Source organism: Streptomyces sp. HSS9-12 (assembly GCF_054963655.1).
In genome coordinates, this window is the sequence record NZ_JBUEGC010000050.1 from 30,448 (window position 1) to 46,485 (window position 16,038).

The 16,038-nt window shown below is 71.5% G+C and carries 11 protein-coding genes; 9 read left to right on the forward strand and 2 right to left on the reverse strand.

What is annotated here, in order from left to right; genetic code table 11:
• Positions 1-2 precede the first annotated feature (2 nt).
• Positions 3-878 (reverse strand): CAP domain-containing protein, encoded by an 876-nt coding sequence (locus ACY34J_RS23355; protein ID WP_462728567.1) that lies wholly within the window; start codon positions 876-878, stop codon positions 3-5.
• Between the two features lie 128 nt (positions 879-1,006).
• On the opposite strand from ACY34J_RS23355, the gene ACY34J_RS23360 reads away from it, so the two are divergent.
• From ACY34J_RS23360 to ftsY, 5 genes are all read left to right on the forward strand, one after another.
• Positions 1,007-1,288, forward strand: coding sequence for an acylphosphatase (locus ACY34J_RS23360; protein ID WP_462728568.1), 282 nt, complete (start codon positions 1,007-1,009; stop codon positions 1,286-1,288).
• A gap of 389 nt (positions 1,289-1,677) precedes the next feature.
• Entirely contained in the window at positions 1,678-1,887 is a 210-nt protein-coding gene (locus ACY34J_RS23365; RefSeq protein ID WP_462728569.1) for a hypothetical protein, read from the forward strand.
• 256 nt (positions 1,888-2,143) lie between these two features.
• Complete coding sequence (gene smc, locus ACY34J_RS23370; protein ID WP_462728570.1) at positions 2,144-5,728, forward strand: chromosome segregation protein SMC; 3,585 nt, start codon at positions 2,144-2,146, stop codon at positions 5,726-5,728.
• A 214-nt stretch (positions 5,729-5,942) separates the two neighbouring features.
• Positions 5,943-7,370, forward strand: coding sequence for a sugar porter family MFS transporter (locus ACY34J_RS23375; protein ID WP_462728571.1), 1,428 nt, complete (start codon positions 5,943-5,945; stop codon positions 7,368-7,370).
• Between the two features lie 240 nt (positions 7,371-7,610).
• On the forward strand, positions 7,611-8,822 hold the full coding sequence (gene ftsY, locus ACY34J_RS23380) for a signal recognition particle-docking protein FtsY (RefSeq protein WP_462728572.1): 1,212 nt from the start codon (positions 7,611-7,613) through the stop codon (positions 8,820-8,822).
• 82 nt (positions 8,823-8,904) lie between these two features.
• Here ftsY and ACY34J_RS23385 read toward each other — a convergent pair whose 3' ends face one another.
• On the reverse strand, positions 8,905-9,582 hold the full coding sequence (locus ACY34J_RS23385) for a bifunctional DNA primase/polymerase (RefSeq protein WP_462728573.1): 678 nt from the start codon (positions 9,580-9,582) through the stop codon (positions 8,905-8,907).
• A 436-nt stretch (positions 9,583-10,018) separates the two neighbouring features.
• Here ACY34J_RS23385 and nsdA point away from each other — a divergent pair, with 436 nt between their 5' ends.
• From nsdA to ACY34J_RS23405, 4 genes are all read left to right on the forward strand, one after another.
• On the forward strand, positions 10,019-11,509 hold the full coding sequence (nsdA, locus tag ACY34J_RS23390; protein ID WP_462728574.1) for a transcriptional repressor NsdA: 1,491 nt from the start codon (positions 10,019-10,021) through the stop codon (positions 11,507-11,509).
• 311 nt (positions 11,510-11,820) lie between these two features.
• On the forward strand, positions 11,821-13,125 hold the full coding sequence (locus tag ACY34J_RS23395) for an ammonium transporter (RefSeq protein ID WP_462728575.1): 1,305 nt from the start codon (positions 11,821-11,823) through the stop codon (positions 13,123-13,125).
• The gene (locus ACY34J_RS23400; protein WP_462728576.1) at positions 13,122-13,460 is read left to right on the forward strand and encodes a P-II family nitrogen regulator; all 339 of its coding nucleotides are present in this window, start codon (positions 13,122-13,124) and stop codon (positions 13,458-13,460) included. Before ACY34J_RS23395 ends, ACY34J_RS23400 begins: the two co-directional genes overlap by 4 nt.
• 115 nt (positions 13,461-13,575) lie before the next feature.
• Complete coding sequence (locus ACY34J_RS23405; RefSeq protein WP_462728580.1) at positions 13,576-16,035, forward strand: [protein-PII] uridylyltransferase; 2,460 nt, start codon at positions 13,576-13,578, stop codon at positions 16,033-16,035.
• The last annotated feature ends 3 nt before the right edge of the window (positions 16,036-16,038 follow it).

The following is a 16,038-nucleotide window of genomic DNA, read 5'->3' on the forward strand; positions in this document are numbered from 1 at the left end:
GCTCAGAAACCGAAGTCCTCCGTCCACCAGGGGCCGCCCTGGCCGAAGTGCACACCGATCCCCATGGTCCTGTAGTCGCAGTTGAGGATGTTGGCCCGGTGGCCCGGACTGCTCATCCAGGTGTCCATCACCTGCGCCGGGCTGCCCTGCCCGCGGGCGATGTTCTCCGCCGCGAGGCCGCTGATGCCCCGGTCCGAGGCGCGCTCCCAGGGGGTGGCGCCGTCCGGGGTGATGTGGCTGAAGAAGCCCCGCTCCGCCATGTCCTGGCTGAAGTCCTCCGCGAGGCCGGACAGTTCCGTATCGCGGGTCACAGGGCCGCAGCCCGCCTTCTTCCGCTCCTTGTTGACCAGGGCGAGCACCTTGTCCCCGGCGGCGGTCTCCGCGTCCGCGGGAGCCTTGGGGGCCTTGGGGGCCTTGGGCGCCTTGGTGGTCGGCGCCGGCTTCTGCGGCGCCGGGCCGGCCGTACGGGAGGGAGGTGGTGTGCTCTGGCCGCCCGCAGGCGCCGAGGGCTCTGCCGACGGTGTGGCGGAGCGCTGGGAGGGGAGGGCGGTGGGGGAGTGCGGAGGCTCCGTATTTCCGCCGACGGACGGTGAGCCGCTGCCTGCCGGGGTCGTCGAGGGCGTGCCCTGCGGCTGCAGGTCCGGCAGGTCGGCGGCCTTGGCCGGGCCGCCGGAACCGGCGCCCGGGGAGAGGTCGAAGTTGCCGCCGCCGCCGGGGAGCAGCCCGGAGGCCATCGCGACCGCTCCGAACGCCATGGCGGCCGACGCGCCCAGCAAACCCGTCCGGACGGGTGGCGCCTTGCGGCGCGGGGCCTTGTGCCTGCCCGTGGACGCCCAGGCCGGCAGTGGCTGGGGGGAAGAGCGTCGGTGGCGGCCCATCGCTGTGATCCTCCACATGCTCAACGCGCCTCACTCGGAAGGGTGAGGTTGCTCTGTGACTGGGACTGTACGCCATAACGCATGGGGCCGGAGTGATGCTTGAGCAATTGGCCAGTTAACGTGCACACATGAACGAGATCGTCCGGCTGACCGCCTGGGTGCGCGGCCGAGTGCAGGGCGTCGGCTTTCGATGGTTCACAAGAGCAAACGCACTGCAGATCGGCGGGCTGTCCGGCTTCGCCTCGAACCTGGACGACGGGCGGGTTCAGGTGGTCGCCGAGGGGCCCCGGCGCAACTGCGAGCGACTGCTGGAGTGGCTGTGCCACGGCGACACGCCCGGGCGGGTTGATGGTGTGACGGAGATCTGGAACACACCACGGGGCGGGTACGACAGCTTCGCCATCCGCTGAACGGGGGAACGCCCGGGCCGCGCGAACGGGTGACCGGCGGGGCCGTGGGTTTTGCCGCTGTCACATGCGCGACCGTGGCATGACCAGGTGGTTGCCAAGAACGCGGAGGCGTGCAAGGCTGCGGCACAGCAGTGATGATCTCCACGCCCCGCGGGATCACCTGGAGAGAGCAGCGCCGCGCATTCCTCGCGCCGCGCGCCCCCAGGTCGCCCGACGATACGGGGTGTGATCGTGTTGACCGTCCAACTTTTTGGTGAGACGCTGGAATCCCCGCGACACCCGCCCTGTTTGACATTGAGAACAACGGTGATGGCAGACACCGCGGGTGCGATATTCCCTCACGACCCACACCGCTTCGGTCGGTCACTCATTGTGGAGGACCATCCATCATGGCAAAGGCGCTTCTCGGTTACGTCGGTGGCTCCGACCCGCGACTTCTCGCCGAGATGCGACGGCTCCAGCAGCGTGTCCAAGACCTCGAGTCCGAGCTCGTACGGATTCAGGCCGAGAATGAGGCGCTGACAGCCGCCGCGCACCACGAGTCGCTTCTCGAAAGCATCGACATCGACGTACCCAAGGCGGAGCCTGCGCTCACCTGACCTCGCACGCCGGACGATCTTCGGCTCCACGCGGTCAGGCTGTACGTCAGCCGCTACGAGAATCTGCAAGGGACGCCTCGGCGTCCCTTTTTCTTGCCCGTCCACCCCGGTCCGTGGATCTCTCCTCCCTTACGACTGATGTGCCCTCCGTATCCCCGTGCGAAACGCTCGGTGAACGGCAGAAGGGGGCGGCGCGCCGGAGTCACGCGCGCCAAGGGCGGCGGCGGGCGAGGGGCGGGAGGTAGAGTCCCACGGCGTGCACCTCAAGAGCCTGACCCTGCGCGGGTTCAAATCCTTCGCCTCGGCGACGACGCTGCGCTTCGAGCCCGGTATCACCTGCGTCGTCGGCCCCAACGGCTCGGGCAAATCCAATGTCGTGGACGCGCTGTCCTGGGTGATGGGCGAGCAGGGTGCCAAGTCGCTGCGCGGCGGCAAGATGGAGGACGTCATCTTCGCCGGCACCACCGGGCGGCCACCGCTCGGCCGCGCAGAGGTGTCCCTGACCATCGACAACTCCGACGGCGCTCTGCCCATCGAGTACGCCGAGGTCACGATCACGCGGACCATGTTCCGCAACGGCGGCAGCGAGTACCAGCTCAACGGCGACACCTGCCGGCTCCTGGACATCCAGGAACTGCTGTCCGACTCCGGCATCGGCCGCGAGATGCACGTCATCGTCGGCCAGGGCCAGCTGGACTCCGTACTGCACGCCGACCCTCTGGGGCGCCGGGCCTTCATCGAGGAGGCCGCCGGGGTCCTCAAGCACCGCAAGCGCAAGGAGAAGGCGCTGCGGAAGCTGGACGCGATGCAGGCCAACCTCGCCCGGGTCCAGGACCTCACCGACGAGCTGCGGCGGCAGCTCAAGCCGCTGGGGCGGCAGGCGGCCGTGGCCCGGCGGGCCGCCGTCATCCAGGCCGATCTGCGCGACGCGCGGCTGCGGCTCCTCGCCGACGACCTGGTCACCCTGCGGGCGGCGCTGCGCGCCGAGGTTGCCGACGAGGCCGCGCTCAAGGAGCGCAAGGAGGTCGCGGAGGGAGAGCTGCGGGCAGCCCTGCAGCGCGAGGCCGCGCTGGAGGAGCAGGTGCGGGCCCTTACGCCGCGGCTTCAGCGAGCCCAGCAGACGTGGTACGAGCTGTCGCAGCTGGCGGAGCGTGTACGCGGCACGATCAGCCTCGCCGACGCCCGGGTCAAGAGCGCCACCGCCGCCCCGCCGGAGGATCGACGCGGCCGTGACCCCGAGGACATGGAGCGCGAGGCGGCTCGTATCCGCGAGCAGGAGGCGGAGCTGGAGGCCGCGCTGGAGGCCGCGCAGCGGGCGCTGGACGACACCGTCGCCCACCGGGCCGAACTGGAGCGCGAGTTGGCGCACGAGGAGCGGCGGCTGAAGGACGCCGCGCGCGCGATCGCCGACCGCCGCGAGAGCCTGGCGCGGCTGCACGGCCAGGTCAATGCGGCCCGCAGCCGGGCCGGTTCGGCCCAGGCCGAAATCGACCGGCTGGCACAGGCGCGTGACGAGGCGCAGGAGCGCGCCGTCACCGCGCAGGAGGAGTACGAACAGCTCAAGGCCGAGGTCGACGGACTCGACGCGGGTGACGCGGAGTTGGCGGAGCGGCTCGAGCAGGCGAAGCGCGAGCTGGCCGAGGCCGAGGGTGAACTGAGCGCCGCGCGGGAGGCCGCCACCGCTGTGGAGCGCAAGCGGGCTGCGACCTCCGCCCGCCATGACGCGCTGGCCCTGGGGCTGCGCCGCAAAGACGGCACGGGTGCCCTGCTCGGGGCCGCCGACCGGCTCACCGGCCTGCTCGGCCCCGCGGCCGAACTCCTCACGGTCGCTCCCGGCTTCGAGGCCCCGGTGGCCGCCGCGCTGGGGGTCGCCGCGGATGCGATCGCCGTCAGCGAGCCCGCCACCGCGGCCGACGCGCTGCGCCTGCTGCGCAAGCAGGATGCGGGCCGGGCGGCACTGCTGGTGGGTGGCGCGCCGTCGCAGCAGCAGGCGGGAGGGGACCGGTCCCGGGCTGCCGGGGCAGGAGCGGCGGCCGGGGGACACCCGTACGCCGCCGAGCTTGTGAGCGGGCCGGACGAGCTCATGCCCGCCGTACGCAGGCTCCTGCGCGACATCGTCGTCGTGGGGACCTTGGAGGATGCCGAAGACCTGGTCGCCGCGCACCCTGAGCTCACCGCCGTCACCGCCGAGGGCGATGTGCTGGGCGCGCACTTCGCTCACGGCGGCTCCGCCGGCGCGCCGAGCCTGCTGGAGGTGCACGCCTCGGTCGACGAGGCCGCCGCAGAGCTGGAGGAGCTGGCCGTACGGTGCGAGGAGCTGGCCGAGGCGCAGCACCGCGCGGCGGAGCGCCGTAGGGCGTGCGCGGCGCACGTGGAGGAGCTGGCGAAGCAGCGGAGCGCCGCCGACCGGGAGAAGTCCACGGTCGCCCAGTCACTCGGCCGGCTCGCCGGGCAGGCGCGCGCCGCCGCCGGCGAGGCCGAGCGGACGACAGCGGCCGCGGCGAAGGCGCAGGAGGCGCTGCTCCGGGCGACGGAAGAAGCCGAGGAGCTCGCCGAGCGGCTGCGGGTCGCCGAGGAGGCGCCCGTTGACGATGAGCCGGACACCCAGCTGCGCGACCGGCTCGCCGCCGACGGGGCCAACGCCCGGCAGACGGAGATGGAGGCGCGCCTTCAGCTGCGTACGCACGAGGAGCGTGCCAAGGCGCTCGCCGGACGGGCGGACTCGCTCGACCGGGCGGCGCGCGCGGAGCGCGAGGCGCGGGCGCGCGCCGAGCAGCGGCGCGCCCGGCTGCGGCACGAGGCGGCGGTCGCGTCGGCTGTCGCGGAGGGCGCCCGGCAGCTGCTCGCGCACGTCGAGGTGTCGCTCGTACGGGCCGAGGAGGAGCGGGCCGCCGCCGAGCTGGCCAAGGGGGAGCGGGAGGCCGAGCTGGTCGCCGAACGCAACCGCGGGCGGGAGCTGAAGGACGAGCTGGACAAGCTCACGGACTCGGTGCACCGGGGCGAGGTGCTGGGGGCGGAGAAGCGGCTGCGGATCGAGCAGCTGGAGACCAGGGCGCTGGAGGAGCTCGGCGTCGAGCCGTCGGTGCTGATCGCGGAGTACGGGCCGGACCAGCTCGTACCGCCCTCCCCGCCCGCCGAGGGTGAGGAACTGCCCGAGGACCCGGAACATCCGCGCAACCAGCCGGTGCCGTACGTGCGCGCCCAGCAGGAGAAGCGGCTCAAGGCGGCGGAGCGGGCGTACCAGCAGCTCGGCAAGGTCAATCCGCTCGCACTGGAGGAGTTCGCGGCACTGGAGGAGCGCCACAAGTTCCTGTCCGAGCAGCTCGAGGACCTGAAGAAGACCCGCGCCGACCTGCTGCGGGTCGTCAAGGAGGTCGACGAGCGGGTGGAGCAGGTGTTCACGGAGGCATACCGGGACACGGCCCGCGAGTTCGAGGGCGTGTTCTCCCGGCTCTTCCCGGGCGGCGAGGGGCGGCTGATTCTGACCGACCCCGACAACATGCTCACCACGGGCGTCGACGTGGAGGCCCGGCCGCCGGGCAAGAAGGTCAAGCGTCTGTCGCTGCTGTCGGGCGGCGAACGCTCCCTGACGGCCGTGGCCATGCTGGTGTCGATCTTCAAGGCGCGGCCGAGCCCGTTCTATGTGATGGACGAGGTCGAGGCGGCGCTGGACGACACCAACCTTCAGCGGCTGATCCGGATCATGCAGGAGCTCCAGGAGAGCTCGCAGCTGATCGTGATCACCCATCAGAAGCGGACCATGGAGGTCGCGGACGCCCTCTATGGCGTGTCCATGCAGGGAGACGGGGTCTCCAAGGTCATCAGCCAGCGCCTGCGCTAAGACCACCTTCATTTCAGCAACTTCAAGTCTTGAACTCTAGGTGAGATCCACTTGGGCGAAACAACTTCGTAACCCCCTATTGACTTCGGGATTTGAAGACATAGGCTCTGGCGCATTGCTTTTACCTTCACGTATCGCGGCTCTGACGTCGTACGACTACGCGAAGCGCCAACCCCCGAACGCCCGCCGTCGCGGCCGGGCCAAGGAGAACTCGATGAGCACCACCGTGCAGTCACCGGCGGCCGAGGGCCGCAAGGCAGGTCCGGAGCGCCTCGGCCACGTCATTTTCATTACGGCCGCCGCCGCGATGGGTGGCTTCCTCTTCGGCTACGACAGTTCCGTGATCAACGGCGCGGTCGAAGCCATCCGTGGCCGTTTCGAGATCGGCTCCTCCGCACTCGCCCAGGTCATCGCCGCCGCTCTGATCGGCTGCGCCGTCGGCGCCGCGACCGCCGGCCGCCTTGCCGACCGCATCGGCCGTATCCGCGTCATGCAGATAGCCGCTGTGCTCTTCACGCTCAGTGCGGTCGGGTCGGCGGTCCCGTTCGCCCTGTGGGACCTCGCCATGTGGCGCGTACTGGGCGGTGTCGCCATCGGTATGGCCTCGGTCATCGGCCCGGCCTACATCGCCGAGGTCGCCCCGCCCGCGTACCGCGGCCGCCTCGCGTCCTTCCAGCAGGCCGCGATCGTCATCGGCATCGCCGTCTCCCAGCTGGTCAACTGGGGCGTCCTCGAACTCGCCGGCGGCGACCAGCGCGGGCGGCTGGCCGGGCTCGAGGCCTGGCAGTGGATGCTCGGCGTCATGGTCGTCCCCGCCGTGCTGTACGGGGTGCTGTCGTACCTGATCCCCGAGTCGCCCCGCTACCTGATCTCCGTCGGTCGCGTCGACGCTGCCAAGCAGGTCCTCGCCGACGTCGAGGGCCCCAAGGTGGACCTCGACGTCCGCGTCAGCGAGATCGAGACCGCTATGCGCAGCGAGCACAAGTCGGCCTTCAAGGACCTGCTCGGCGGGCGGTTCGGGCTGCTCCCGATCGTCTGGGTCGGCATCGGCCTCTCGGTCTTCCAGCAGCTCGTCGGCATCAACGTGATCTTCTACTACTCGTCCTCGCTGTGGCAGTCCGTCGGCATCGACCCGAGCAGCTCGTTCTTCTACGCGTTCACCACCTCGATCATCAACATCGTCGGCACCGTGATCGCGATGATCTTCGTCGACCGCATCGGCCGCAAGCCGCTGGCCCTCATCGGCTCCGTCGGCATGGCGGTCTCCCTGGGCCTCGCCGCCTGGGCCTTCTCTGCCAAGACAGGCACCGGCCAGAACATCTCGATGCCCGACCTGCAGGCCACCGTCGCGCTCTTCGCCGCGCACGCCTTCGTGCTCTTCTTCGCCCTCTCCTGGGGCGTGGTGGTCTGGGTGCTGCTCGGCGAGATGTTCCCCAACCGGATCCGTGCCGCCGGTCTGGGCGTCGCCGCCTCGGCCCAGTGGGTCGCCAACTGGCTGATCACCGTCACCTTCCCGAGTCTGTCCGACTGGAACCTCTCCGGTGCCTACCTGATCTACACGATCTTCGCCGCGCTCTCGATCCCCTTCATCCTCAAGTGGGTGCCGGAGACCAAGGGCAAGGCGTTGGAGGAGATGGGCTAATCCCCCCGCTGCCCCGCTCCTCGCAGCAGGTCACTGCCCCGGCTCACCCGTCGAGCCGGGGCAGTACCTTTTGCGCGCATGGACGCGGGCTGCGCCGGCCCGCGCCGACCGGGATACCGCCGCAGAGGCCCGCAGTGGCCGCAGCGGGTCGTGCAGCGGCGTGCCGCGCAGTCGGCGCGACCGCGGCGCACGGCGGGAGGCACTGGCCATCCGGAGCCCGTGGCCGATACTGGGTCCGTTATGGAATTCGTCATCCTTGCTGTAGTCATCGCCCTGGTCGCGGTCGCCGCGATCAGCGGCCTCGTGGTCAGCGGCCGCCGCAAGAAGCAGCTGCCGCCCGAGCCGCCGAGCGCACCGACCATCACCGCTCCGCCCGCCGAGCCGCACGTCGGCGAGGAGGCCGAGGCGCCGAGCGACGAAGCCCGCCGCACCATCGAAGAAGTCGGCCTGCCCGAGACGGCGGCCGCCGAAGCTCCGCCTGCCGAGGCGGCCGCCGTACCGCCGCCCGCTCCCGCGATCGAGGTTCCCGAGCCGACGGCCGGCCGCCTCGTACGGCTGCGCGCCCGCCTCTCCCGTTCCCAGACGTCCCTGGGCAAGGGGCTGCTCACCCTGCTCTCCCGGGAGCACCTCGACGACGAGACCTGGGAGGAGATCGAGGACACGCTCCTCACCGCCGATGTCGGCGTCGCGCCGACGCAGGAGCTGGTCGAGAGCCTGCGCGAGCGCGTCCGGGTGCTCGGCACCCGAACCCCCGAGGAACTGCGCGGCCTGCTGCGCGAGGAACTGCTCCGGCTGGTCGGCACCGACCTCGACCGGTCCCTGCGGACCGACGGCGGCATGGAGGTGCCGGGCATCGTCATGGTCGTCGGCGTCAACGGCACCGGAAAGACCACCACGACCGGCAAGCTCGCGCGGGTGCTCGTCGCCGACGGGCGCAGCGTGGTGCTCGGCGCGGCCGACACCTTCCGCGCCGCCGCCACGGACCAGCTGCAGACCTGGGGCGACCGGGTCGGGGCGCGTACGGTCCGCGGGCCGGAGGGAGGCGACCCGGCGTCGGTCGCCTACGACGCGGTCAAGGAGGGCATCAGCGAGGGCGCGGACGTCGTCCTCATCGACACCGCCGGCCGGCTGCACACCAAGGCCGGGCTCATGGACGAGCTGGGCAAGGTCAAGCGGGTCGTGGAGAAGCACGGGCCGGTGGACGAGGTGCTGCTCGTCCTGGACGCGACCACGGGCCAGAACGGCCTGATCCAGGCGCGGGTGTTCGCGGAGGTCGTGGACATCACCGGCATCGTGCTGACGAAGCTGGACGGCACCGCGAAGGGCGGCATCGTCGTCTCGGTGCAGCGCGAGCTGGGCGTGCCGGTAAAGCTGGTCGGCCTCGGCGAGGGCGCGGACGACCTGGCGCCGTTCGAGCCGGAGGCCTTCGTCGACGCGCTCATCGGCGAGTAGGCGTAGCCACGTAACGCAGCCCCGCCGCGCACGGTGCGGCGGGGCTCGTGCCGTCGGCAGGCTCGAGGGGGCTGAAGGGCGTTCAGACAGCCGAGCGGTGACACACGTACGCGAGGGTGCCGAGCAGCAGCCGGGCCTGCGGGGGGCGCCCTGCCGCCTCCAGCGTGGGCGGCCGCAGCCAGCGCATCGGCCCGAGGCCGCCCAGATCCGAGGGCGGAGCGGCGATGTACGCACCGTCGCCGAGCCCCCGCAGATCGAGCTCGGCGTCGTCCCACCCCATGCGGTACAGCAGCTGGGGAAGCTCGGCGGCGGCTCCCGGGGCGACGAAGAACAGCGCGCGTGCGTTCGGGGCCGCGGCCACCGGGCCGAGGGGAACGCCCATCCGCTCCAGCCGGACGAGAGCGTGCCGGCCGGCGTTCTCGCCGACCTCGATCACATCGAAGGAACGGCCCACCGGCAGGAGCACCGCCGCCCCTGGAAGCTCGGCCCAGGCGGCCGCCACCTCGTCGAGCGTGGCCCCGGCCTTCACCTCGCACGCGAAGTCGAGCGGATGGGCACCGGGGGCCTGGCAGTCGGGCGTCCCGCAGGAGCACTCCCCGACGGCGCCACCGTCACCGGCGGCGCGCTTGGCCCGGGCTCCGGGGACCACATCCCAGCCCCACAGGCCCGTGTACTCCGCCACCACCGTGCACTCGGACTGACGGCCGCGCCTCCGTGAGCCGGACCGCATGTCGAGGATGCCGCCGATCGTGAAGCCCATGCCCCCTCCAACGGGTCGCTTCGCCGATGGTTACGTCATGGAGTCTGGCCGTAACCGTCCGTCGCCACCCAGTCACGCGAGTGGCGTAGTGTGGCGCTACGGGTGGCGCGCAGTGGCACGTGCGCCCTCGTACGCATCTCTCCGCTCATTGGCCGTTGTCCCGTGTCAAGTGAATCGCGAAGAGCCGTGGAGGAGTTCATTCGAAGGGGTGGCGAATGGTGGCGTTTCGCAGCACGGCCTCGCCGGAGCAGTGATCGTAGGATTACTTTCAGTGCACGAACCCTCGGATGCCGTAGCCGCTCATGGGTATGCCGGAGGCATGACGCATCGTCTGTTGGCCGGGCAGGGCGGCAGTTCACCGGACAGGAGCCGTAACGGACGGCATCCTGGAGGCGGTTCGCGCGCGGGCATTCAGTTCGGGAATGGGGGCGTTCCAGTGGGCGGCGACGTCGGTAGTGGTACCAACGCTGAGAAGCGCCGCAACGAGGAGTTGCGTTCGTGGTTCGTGCGCAGCGGTTGGTCCAAGGGCGAGCTGGCCCGCCAAGTGAACCGGCGCGCTCGCCAGATGGGCGCCCACCACATCAGCACGGACACCTCCCGGGTGCGCCGCTGGCTCGACGGTGAGCAGCCGCGTGAGCCGATCCCGCGCATCCTCTCCGAGCTGTTCTCCGAGCGCTTCGGCTGTGTCGTGGCGGTCGAGCAGCTCGGTCTGCGTCCCGCCCACCAGTCACCGTCGGTGTCCGGCGTCGACCTGCCCTGGGCGGGGCCGCAAACCGTCACCCTGATCAGCGAGTTCTCGCGCAGCGACCTGATGCTGGCGCGGCGCGGCTTCCTCGGTACCTCGCTGGCCCTCGCCGCCGGCCCCTCCCTCATCGAGCCGATGCAGCGGTGGCTGGTGCCGAACCCGGCGGCCGGCTCGTTGGAAGTCCCTCCGGTGCCGCCACAGGACCGCTCCCGGCGCGGCAGCCGGCTCTCCGGGCCGGAGTTGGAGCAGCTGGAGGTCACCACCGTGATGTTCCGGCGGTGGGACGCTCAGTGCGGTGGCGGCTTGCGCCGCAAGGCGGTCGTCGGCCAACTCCACGAGGTCACCGACCTGTTGCAGGAGTACCAGACGTCGGAGGTCACCAGGCGGCTGTTCAGGGTCGCCGCAGAGCTCGCCGAGCTGGCCGGCTGGATGAGCTACGACGTCGGTCTCCAGCCCACCGCGCAGAAGTACTTCGTCCTGGCCCTGCACGCGGCGAAGGAGGCCGGTGACAAGCCGCTCGGCTCGTACATCCTGTCCAATATGAGCCGCCAGATGATCCACCTGGGGCGGCCGGACGACGCCCTGGAGCTGATCCACCTCGCGCAGTACGGTGGCCGCGACTGCTCGACCCCGCGCACCCAGGCGATGCTGTATGCGATGGAGGCCCGCGCGTACGCCAACATGGGCCAGCCCAACAAGTGCCACCGGGCGGCGCGGATGGCCGAGGAGACCTTCGCCGAGCTCAGTGCCTCGGACGGCGACCCGGACTGGATCCGCTTCTTCTCCGAGGCCGAGCTGAACGGGGAGAACGCCCACTCGTACCGGGATCTCGCCTATGTGGCCGGGCGCAGCCCGACCTATGCCTCGCTCGCCGAGCCGGTGATGCGCAAGGCCGTCGACCTTTTCGGGCACGACGAGGAGCACCAGCGTTCGTATGCGCTGAATCTCATCGGCATGGCCACCGTCCATCTGCTCAAGAAGGAGCCCGAGCAGTGCGCGGCGCTGGCCGAGCAGGCACTCGGCGTCGCCAAGCGGGTGCGCTCGGAGCGGGTGAACAACCGGCTCCGCAAGACCGTGGACATTGCCGTACGCGATTTCGGCGGGGTGGCGGAGGTCGTCCACCTCACTGATCAACTGGCCCAGTCGCTGCCGGATTCCGCCGAGGTCGCGCACGCCGTCTGACCCGTGCCGGCACCGCCGCTGCGGGCGGCCCCCGTCCCCGGCTGTGGCGCCCTTCCATCAAGCCCCGACTCGGCTCCCCCGACTCCGGTCAACCGGAAGGACGCCGCGGCCGGTCCCCGTTGTCCACGGCAGAGTAGCCGGGCCCTGCGCGGCCCACCGGCCGTTCATCCGCGCGTAACACAGGAAGGCCGTTCGTCACTGCGGTGAAACACCGAGCGGCACCGACTGAAACTCCCCTGCGTCAATCTCGTGGCGAAAACCGGCCCACATCCACTACCCGCACGGGCCGTCGCTTTCGAGGAGACGTCGAATTGAATGGCGCAGATACCGCATTCGTATTGATCAGTGCCGCGCTCGTGATGCTCATGACACCGGGCCTGGCCTTCTTCTACGGCGGCATGGTGCGGGTGAAGAGCGCCCTCAACATGCTCATGATGTCCTTCGTCGCCCTCGGCATCGTCAGCGTCCTGTGGGTGCTGTACGGCTACTCGCTGGCCTTCGGCGATGACCTCGGCGGCGGGTTGCTCGGCAACCTCGATCACATCGGGTTCCAGGGCATCACCATCGAGACGCTGACGGGCGGCAAGGAAGGCATCCCGGTCTTCGCGTTCGCGCTCTTCCAGCTGATGTTCGCGGTGATCACTCCCGCGCTCATGAGCGGTGCGCTCGCGGACCGCGTGAAGTTCAGCGCCTGGGCCCTGTTCATCGCGCTGTGGGTCTCCGTCGTGTACTTCCCGGTGGCGCACTGGGTCTGGCAGGCCGATGGCTGGCTGTTCAAGCTCGGCGTGATCGACTTCGCGGGCGGTACGGCCGTGCACATCAACGCCGGCATCGGCGGGCTCGCCGCCGTCCTGGTCGTCGGCAAGCGGATCGGCTTCAAGAAGGACCCGATGCGGCCGCACAGCCTGCCGCTGGTGATGCTGGGCGCCGGTCTGCTGTGGTTCGGCTGGTTCGGTTTCAACGCCGGTTCTGCCCTCGCCGCCAACGGCACCGCCGCCAACATGGCCATGAACACCCAGGTCGCCACCGGTGCCGCGATGCTCGGCTGGCTGGCGTACGAGCGGATCCGGCACGGCGCGTTCACCACTCTGGGCGCCGCCTCCGGCGCGGTCGCCGGCCTGGTCGCCATCACCCCCTCCGGTGCGCAGGTCAACGCCCTCGGGGCGATCCTCATCGGTGTCGTCGCCGGTGTCGTCTGCTCCTGGGCGGTGGGCCTGAAGTACAAGCTCGGCTACGACGACTCCCTCGACGTGGTCGGTGTCCACCTCGTCGGCGGTGTCATCGGCACCCTGCTCGTGGGCGTCCTCGCCATCAACGGCGTCGGCGGCCTGGACCAGCTGACCAAGCAGGCCATCGGTGCCTTCTCGGTCATGGGCTTCTCCTTCGTCGCCTCCTGGATCCTGGCCAGGCTCGTTGACGTCACGATCGGCTTCCGGGCCAGCGAGGACGACGAGGTTTCGGGCGTCGACCAGGCCTTCCACGCCGAGACGGCGTACGACTTCAGCTCGGTGGGGGGCGCGTCGGCCGGCCGTAGTACGGCCCCGGCCCACGGCCGGGACGAGAGGACGGTCGCGGCCGCTCCGCAGACCGTGCAGAACAAGAAGGTGGACGCATGAAGCTCATCACGGCGGTCGTGAAGCCGCACCGGCTCGACGAGATCAAGGAGGCCCTGCAGGCCTTCGGCATCCAGGGCCTGACCGTCACCGAGGCCAGCGGCTACGGGCGGCAGCGCGGCCACACCGAGGTGTACCGCGGTGCCGAGTACACCGTCGACCTGGTGCCGAAGGTCCGGATCGAGGTGCTGGTCGAGGACGCGGACGCGGAGCAGCTGATCGAGGTGATCGTCAAGGCGGCCCGCACCGGCAAGATCGGCGACGGCAAGGTGTGGAGCGTTCCGGTCGAGACGGCCGTGCGCGTACGGACCGGCGAGCGCGGCCCCGACGCGCTCTGACCACAGAAGGAAGCTGGGAGCCCGGGTGACGGAGCGCGTCGAGGACACGGTCGACGAGGTCGAGCACACATCCGGCACGGCCGGCCCGGAGCCCAGGGGCTATGCGGCGGCCCGGCTGCGACTCCTGCAGGAGGAGTCGCAGTCCGGGCCGCAGCGCCGTGCCGGCCTGGCGCGGCTCACCGACGAGTGGCTGGCAGCGCTGCTGCGCGGCGCCGCCGAGGCGACCGGCACGGCCGGGGTCGCCCTCGTCGCCGTCGGAGGCTACGGCCGCGGCGAGCTGTCCCCGCGCAGCGACCTCGACCTGCTGCTCCTGCACGACGACAAGGCCGACGCCGGGGCGGTCGCCTCGCTCGCGGACCAGGTCTGGTACCCGGTCTGGGACCTGGGGCTGGCCTTGGACCACTCCGTCCGCACGCCCGCCGAGGCGCGGAAGACGGCGGGCGACGACCTCAAGGTGCAGCTCGGGCTGCTGGACGCCCGGCACATCGCGGGGGACGCCACGCTGACGGCGAGCCTGCGCACGGCCGTACTGGCCGACTGGCGCAACCAGGCGCCGAGGCGGCTGCCGGAACTCCACGAGCTCTGCCAGGAGCGCGCCCAGCGCCAGGGCGAGCTGCAGTTCTTGCTGGAGCCGGATCTGAAAGAGGCGCGGGGCGGGCTGCGTGACCTGACCGCGCTGCGGGCCGTCGCTGCCTCCTGGCTCGCGGACGCGCCCCGCGAGGGCCTGGAGCAGGCGCGCACCCGGCTGCTCGACGTACGGGACGCGCTGCACCTGGCCACCGGGCGGGCCACCGACCGGCTGGCCCTCCAGGAGCAGGACCAGGTGGCCGAGGACCTCGGCCTGCTGGACGCGGACGCCCTGCTGCGCCAGGTGTACGAGTCCGCGCGCACCGTGTCGTACGCCGCCGACGTCACCTGGCGAGAGGTGCACCGGGTCCTGCGGTCACGTGCCACGCGGCCACGGCTGCGCGGGCTCCTCGGAGGACGCCCGGGGCGCACGCCGGGGGAGTACGGCGCCGAGCGCACCCCGCTCGCCGAGGGCGTCGTGGAGCAGGACGGCGAGGTGGTGCTCGCCCGTACCGCGCGCCCCGAGCGCGACCCCGTACTCCCCCTGCGGGCGGCGGCCGCCGCCGCTCAGGCCGGCCTGCCGCTCTCGCTGCACGCCGTGCGGCGCATGGCGGTGGCCGCGCGCCCCCTGCCCGTGCCGTGGCCGGCCGAGGCCCAAGAGGAGCTCGTCACCTTGCTCGGCGCGGGCCGCACCACGGTGCCGGTGTGGGAGGCGCTGGAGGCCGAGGGCCTGATCACGCGGCTGCTGCCGGACTGGGAGCGCGTCCGCTGCCGCCCGCAGCGCAACGCCGTCCACCGCTGGACCGTCGACCGGCACCTCGTCGAGACCGCCGTCCGGGCCTCGGCGCTGACCCGGCGCGTCGGCCGCCCCGACCTGCTGCTGGTCGCCGCCCTGCTGCACGACATCGGCAAGGGCTGGCCCGGTGACCACTCGGTCGCCGGTGAGGTCATCGCCCGCGATGTGGCCGCCCGGATCGGCTTCGACCGCGACGATGTGAATGTCATCGCCACGCTCGTCCGCCACCACCTGCTGCTCGTCGAGACCGCGACCCGGCGCGACCTGGACGACCCGGCGACCGTCCGGTCGGTCGCCGAAGCCGTCGGCGGCACCGGCACCCTCGAACTGCTGCATGCGCTGACCGAGGCCGACGCGCTCGCCACCGGCCCCGCCGCCTGGAGCGCCTGGCGCGCTTCGCTCGTGGACGACCTGGTGAAACGCGTCACGGCTGTCTTCGCCGGCGAGCCGGCGGTGGTGCAGAGCACATTCGGCGAGCCGACGGCCGAGGAGGAGCGGCTGGCTTTGGAGGCCGTACGCACCGGCGCGCCTGTCGTGGCGCTGCACGCGCGGACGGAACCGCGGACGGCCACGCAGCAGGAGCTTCCGGAAGCCGAGGCGCACAGCGATCCGGACTCCGGCCGGGAACCCGTCGGTGTCGAGCTGCTGATCGCCGTACCGGACCAGTCCGGCGTCCTGCCCGCGGCGGCCGGTGTGCTCGCGCTGCACCGGCTGACCGTACGCGCTGCCGATCTGAGCGCTGTGGAGCTGCCCGAGGCTCTGGCGTCCGAGGGGACGGGTCAGGGTGAGGTCCTGCTGGTGAGCTGGCGGGTGGCGGCCGAGTACGGCTCCCTGCCGCAGGCCGCGCGACTGCGTAACGACCTGGTGCGTGCCCTGGACGGCTCTCTCGACATCTCCGCTCGGCTCGCGGAGCGCGAAGCCGCCTATCCGCGCCGCCGCGGCGTGCAGGCACCGCCGCCCAGGGTGACCGTGGCCGCGGCCGGCTCCCGGCGTGCCACAGTGATCGAGGTACGGGCCCAGGACGCCCCCGGACTGCTGCACCGGATCGGCCGCGCGCTGGAGACGACCGGGGTACGGGTGCGCAGCGCCCACGTCAGCACGCTCGGCGCGAACGCCGTGGACGCCTTCTACGTCACCGACCTGGACGGCGCTCCGCTGCCCGACACACAGGCCGCGGAACTCGCCCAGGCCGTGGAGAGCGCCCTGCGCTAGCCA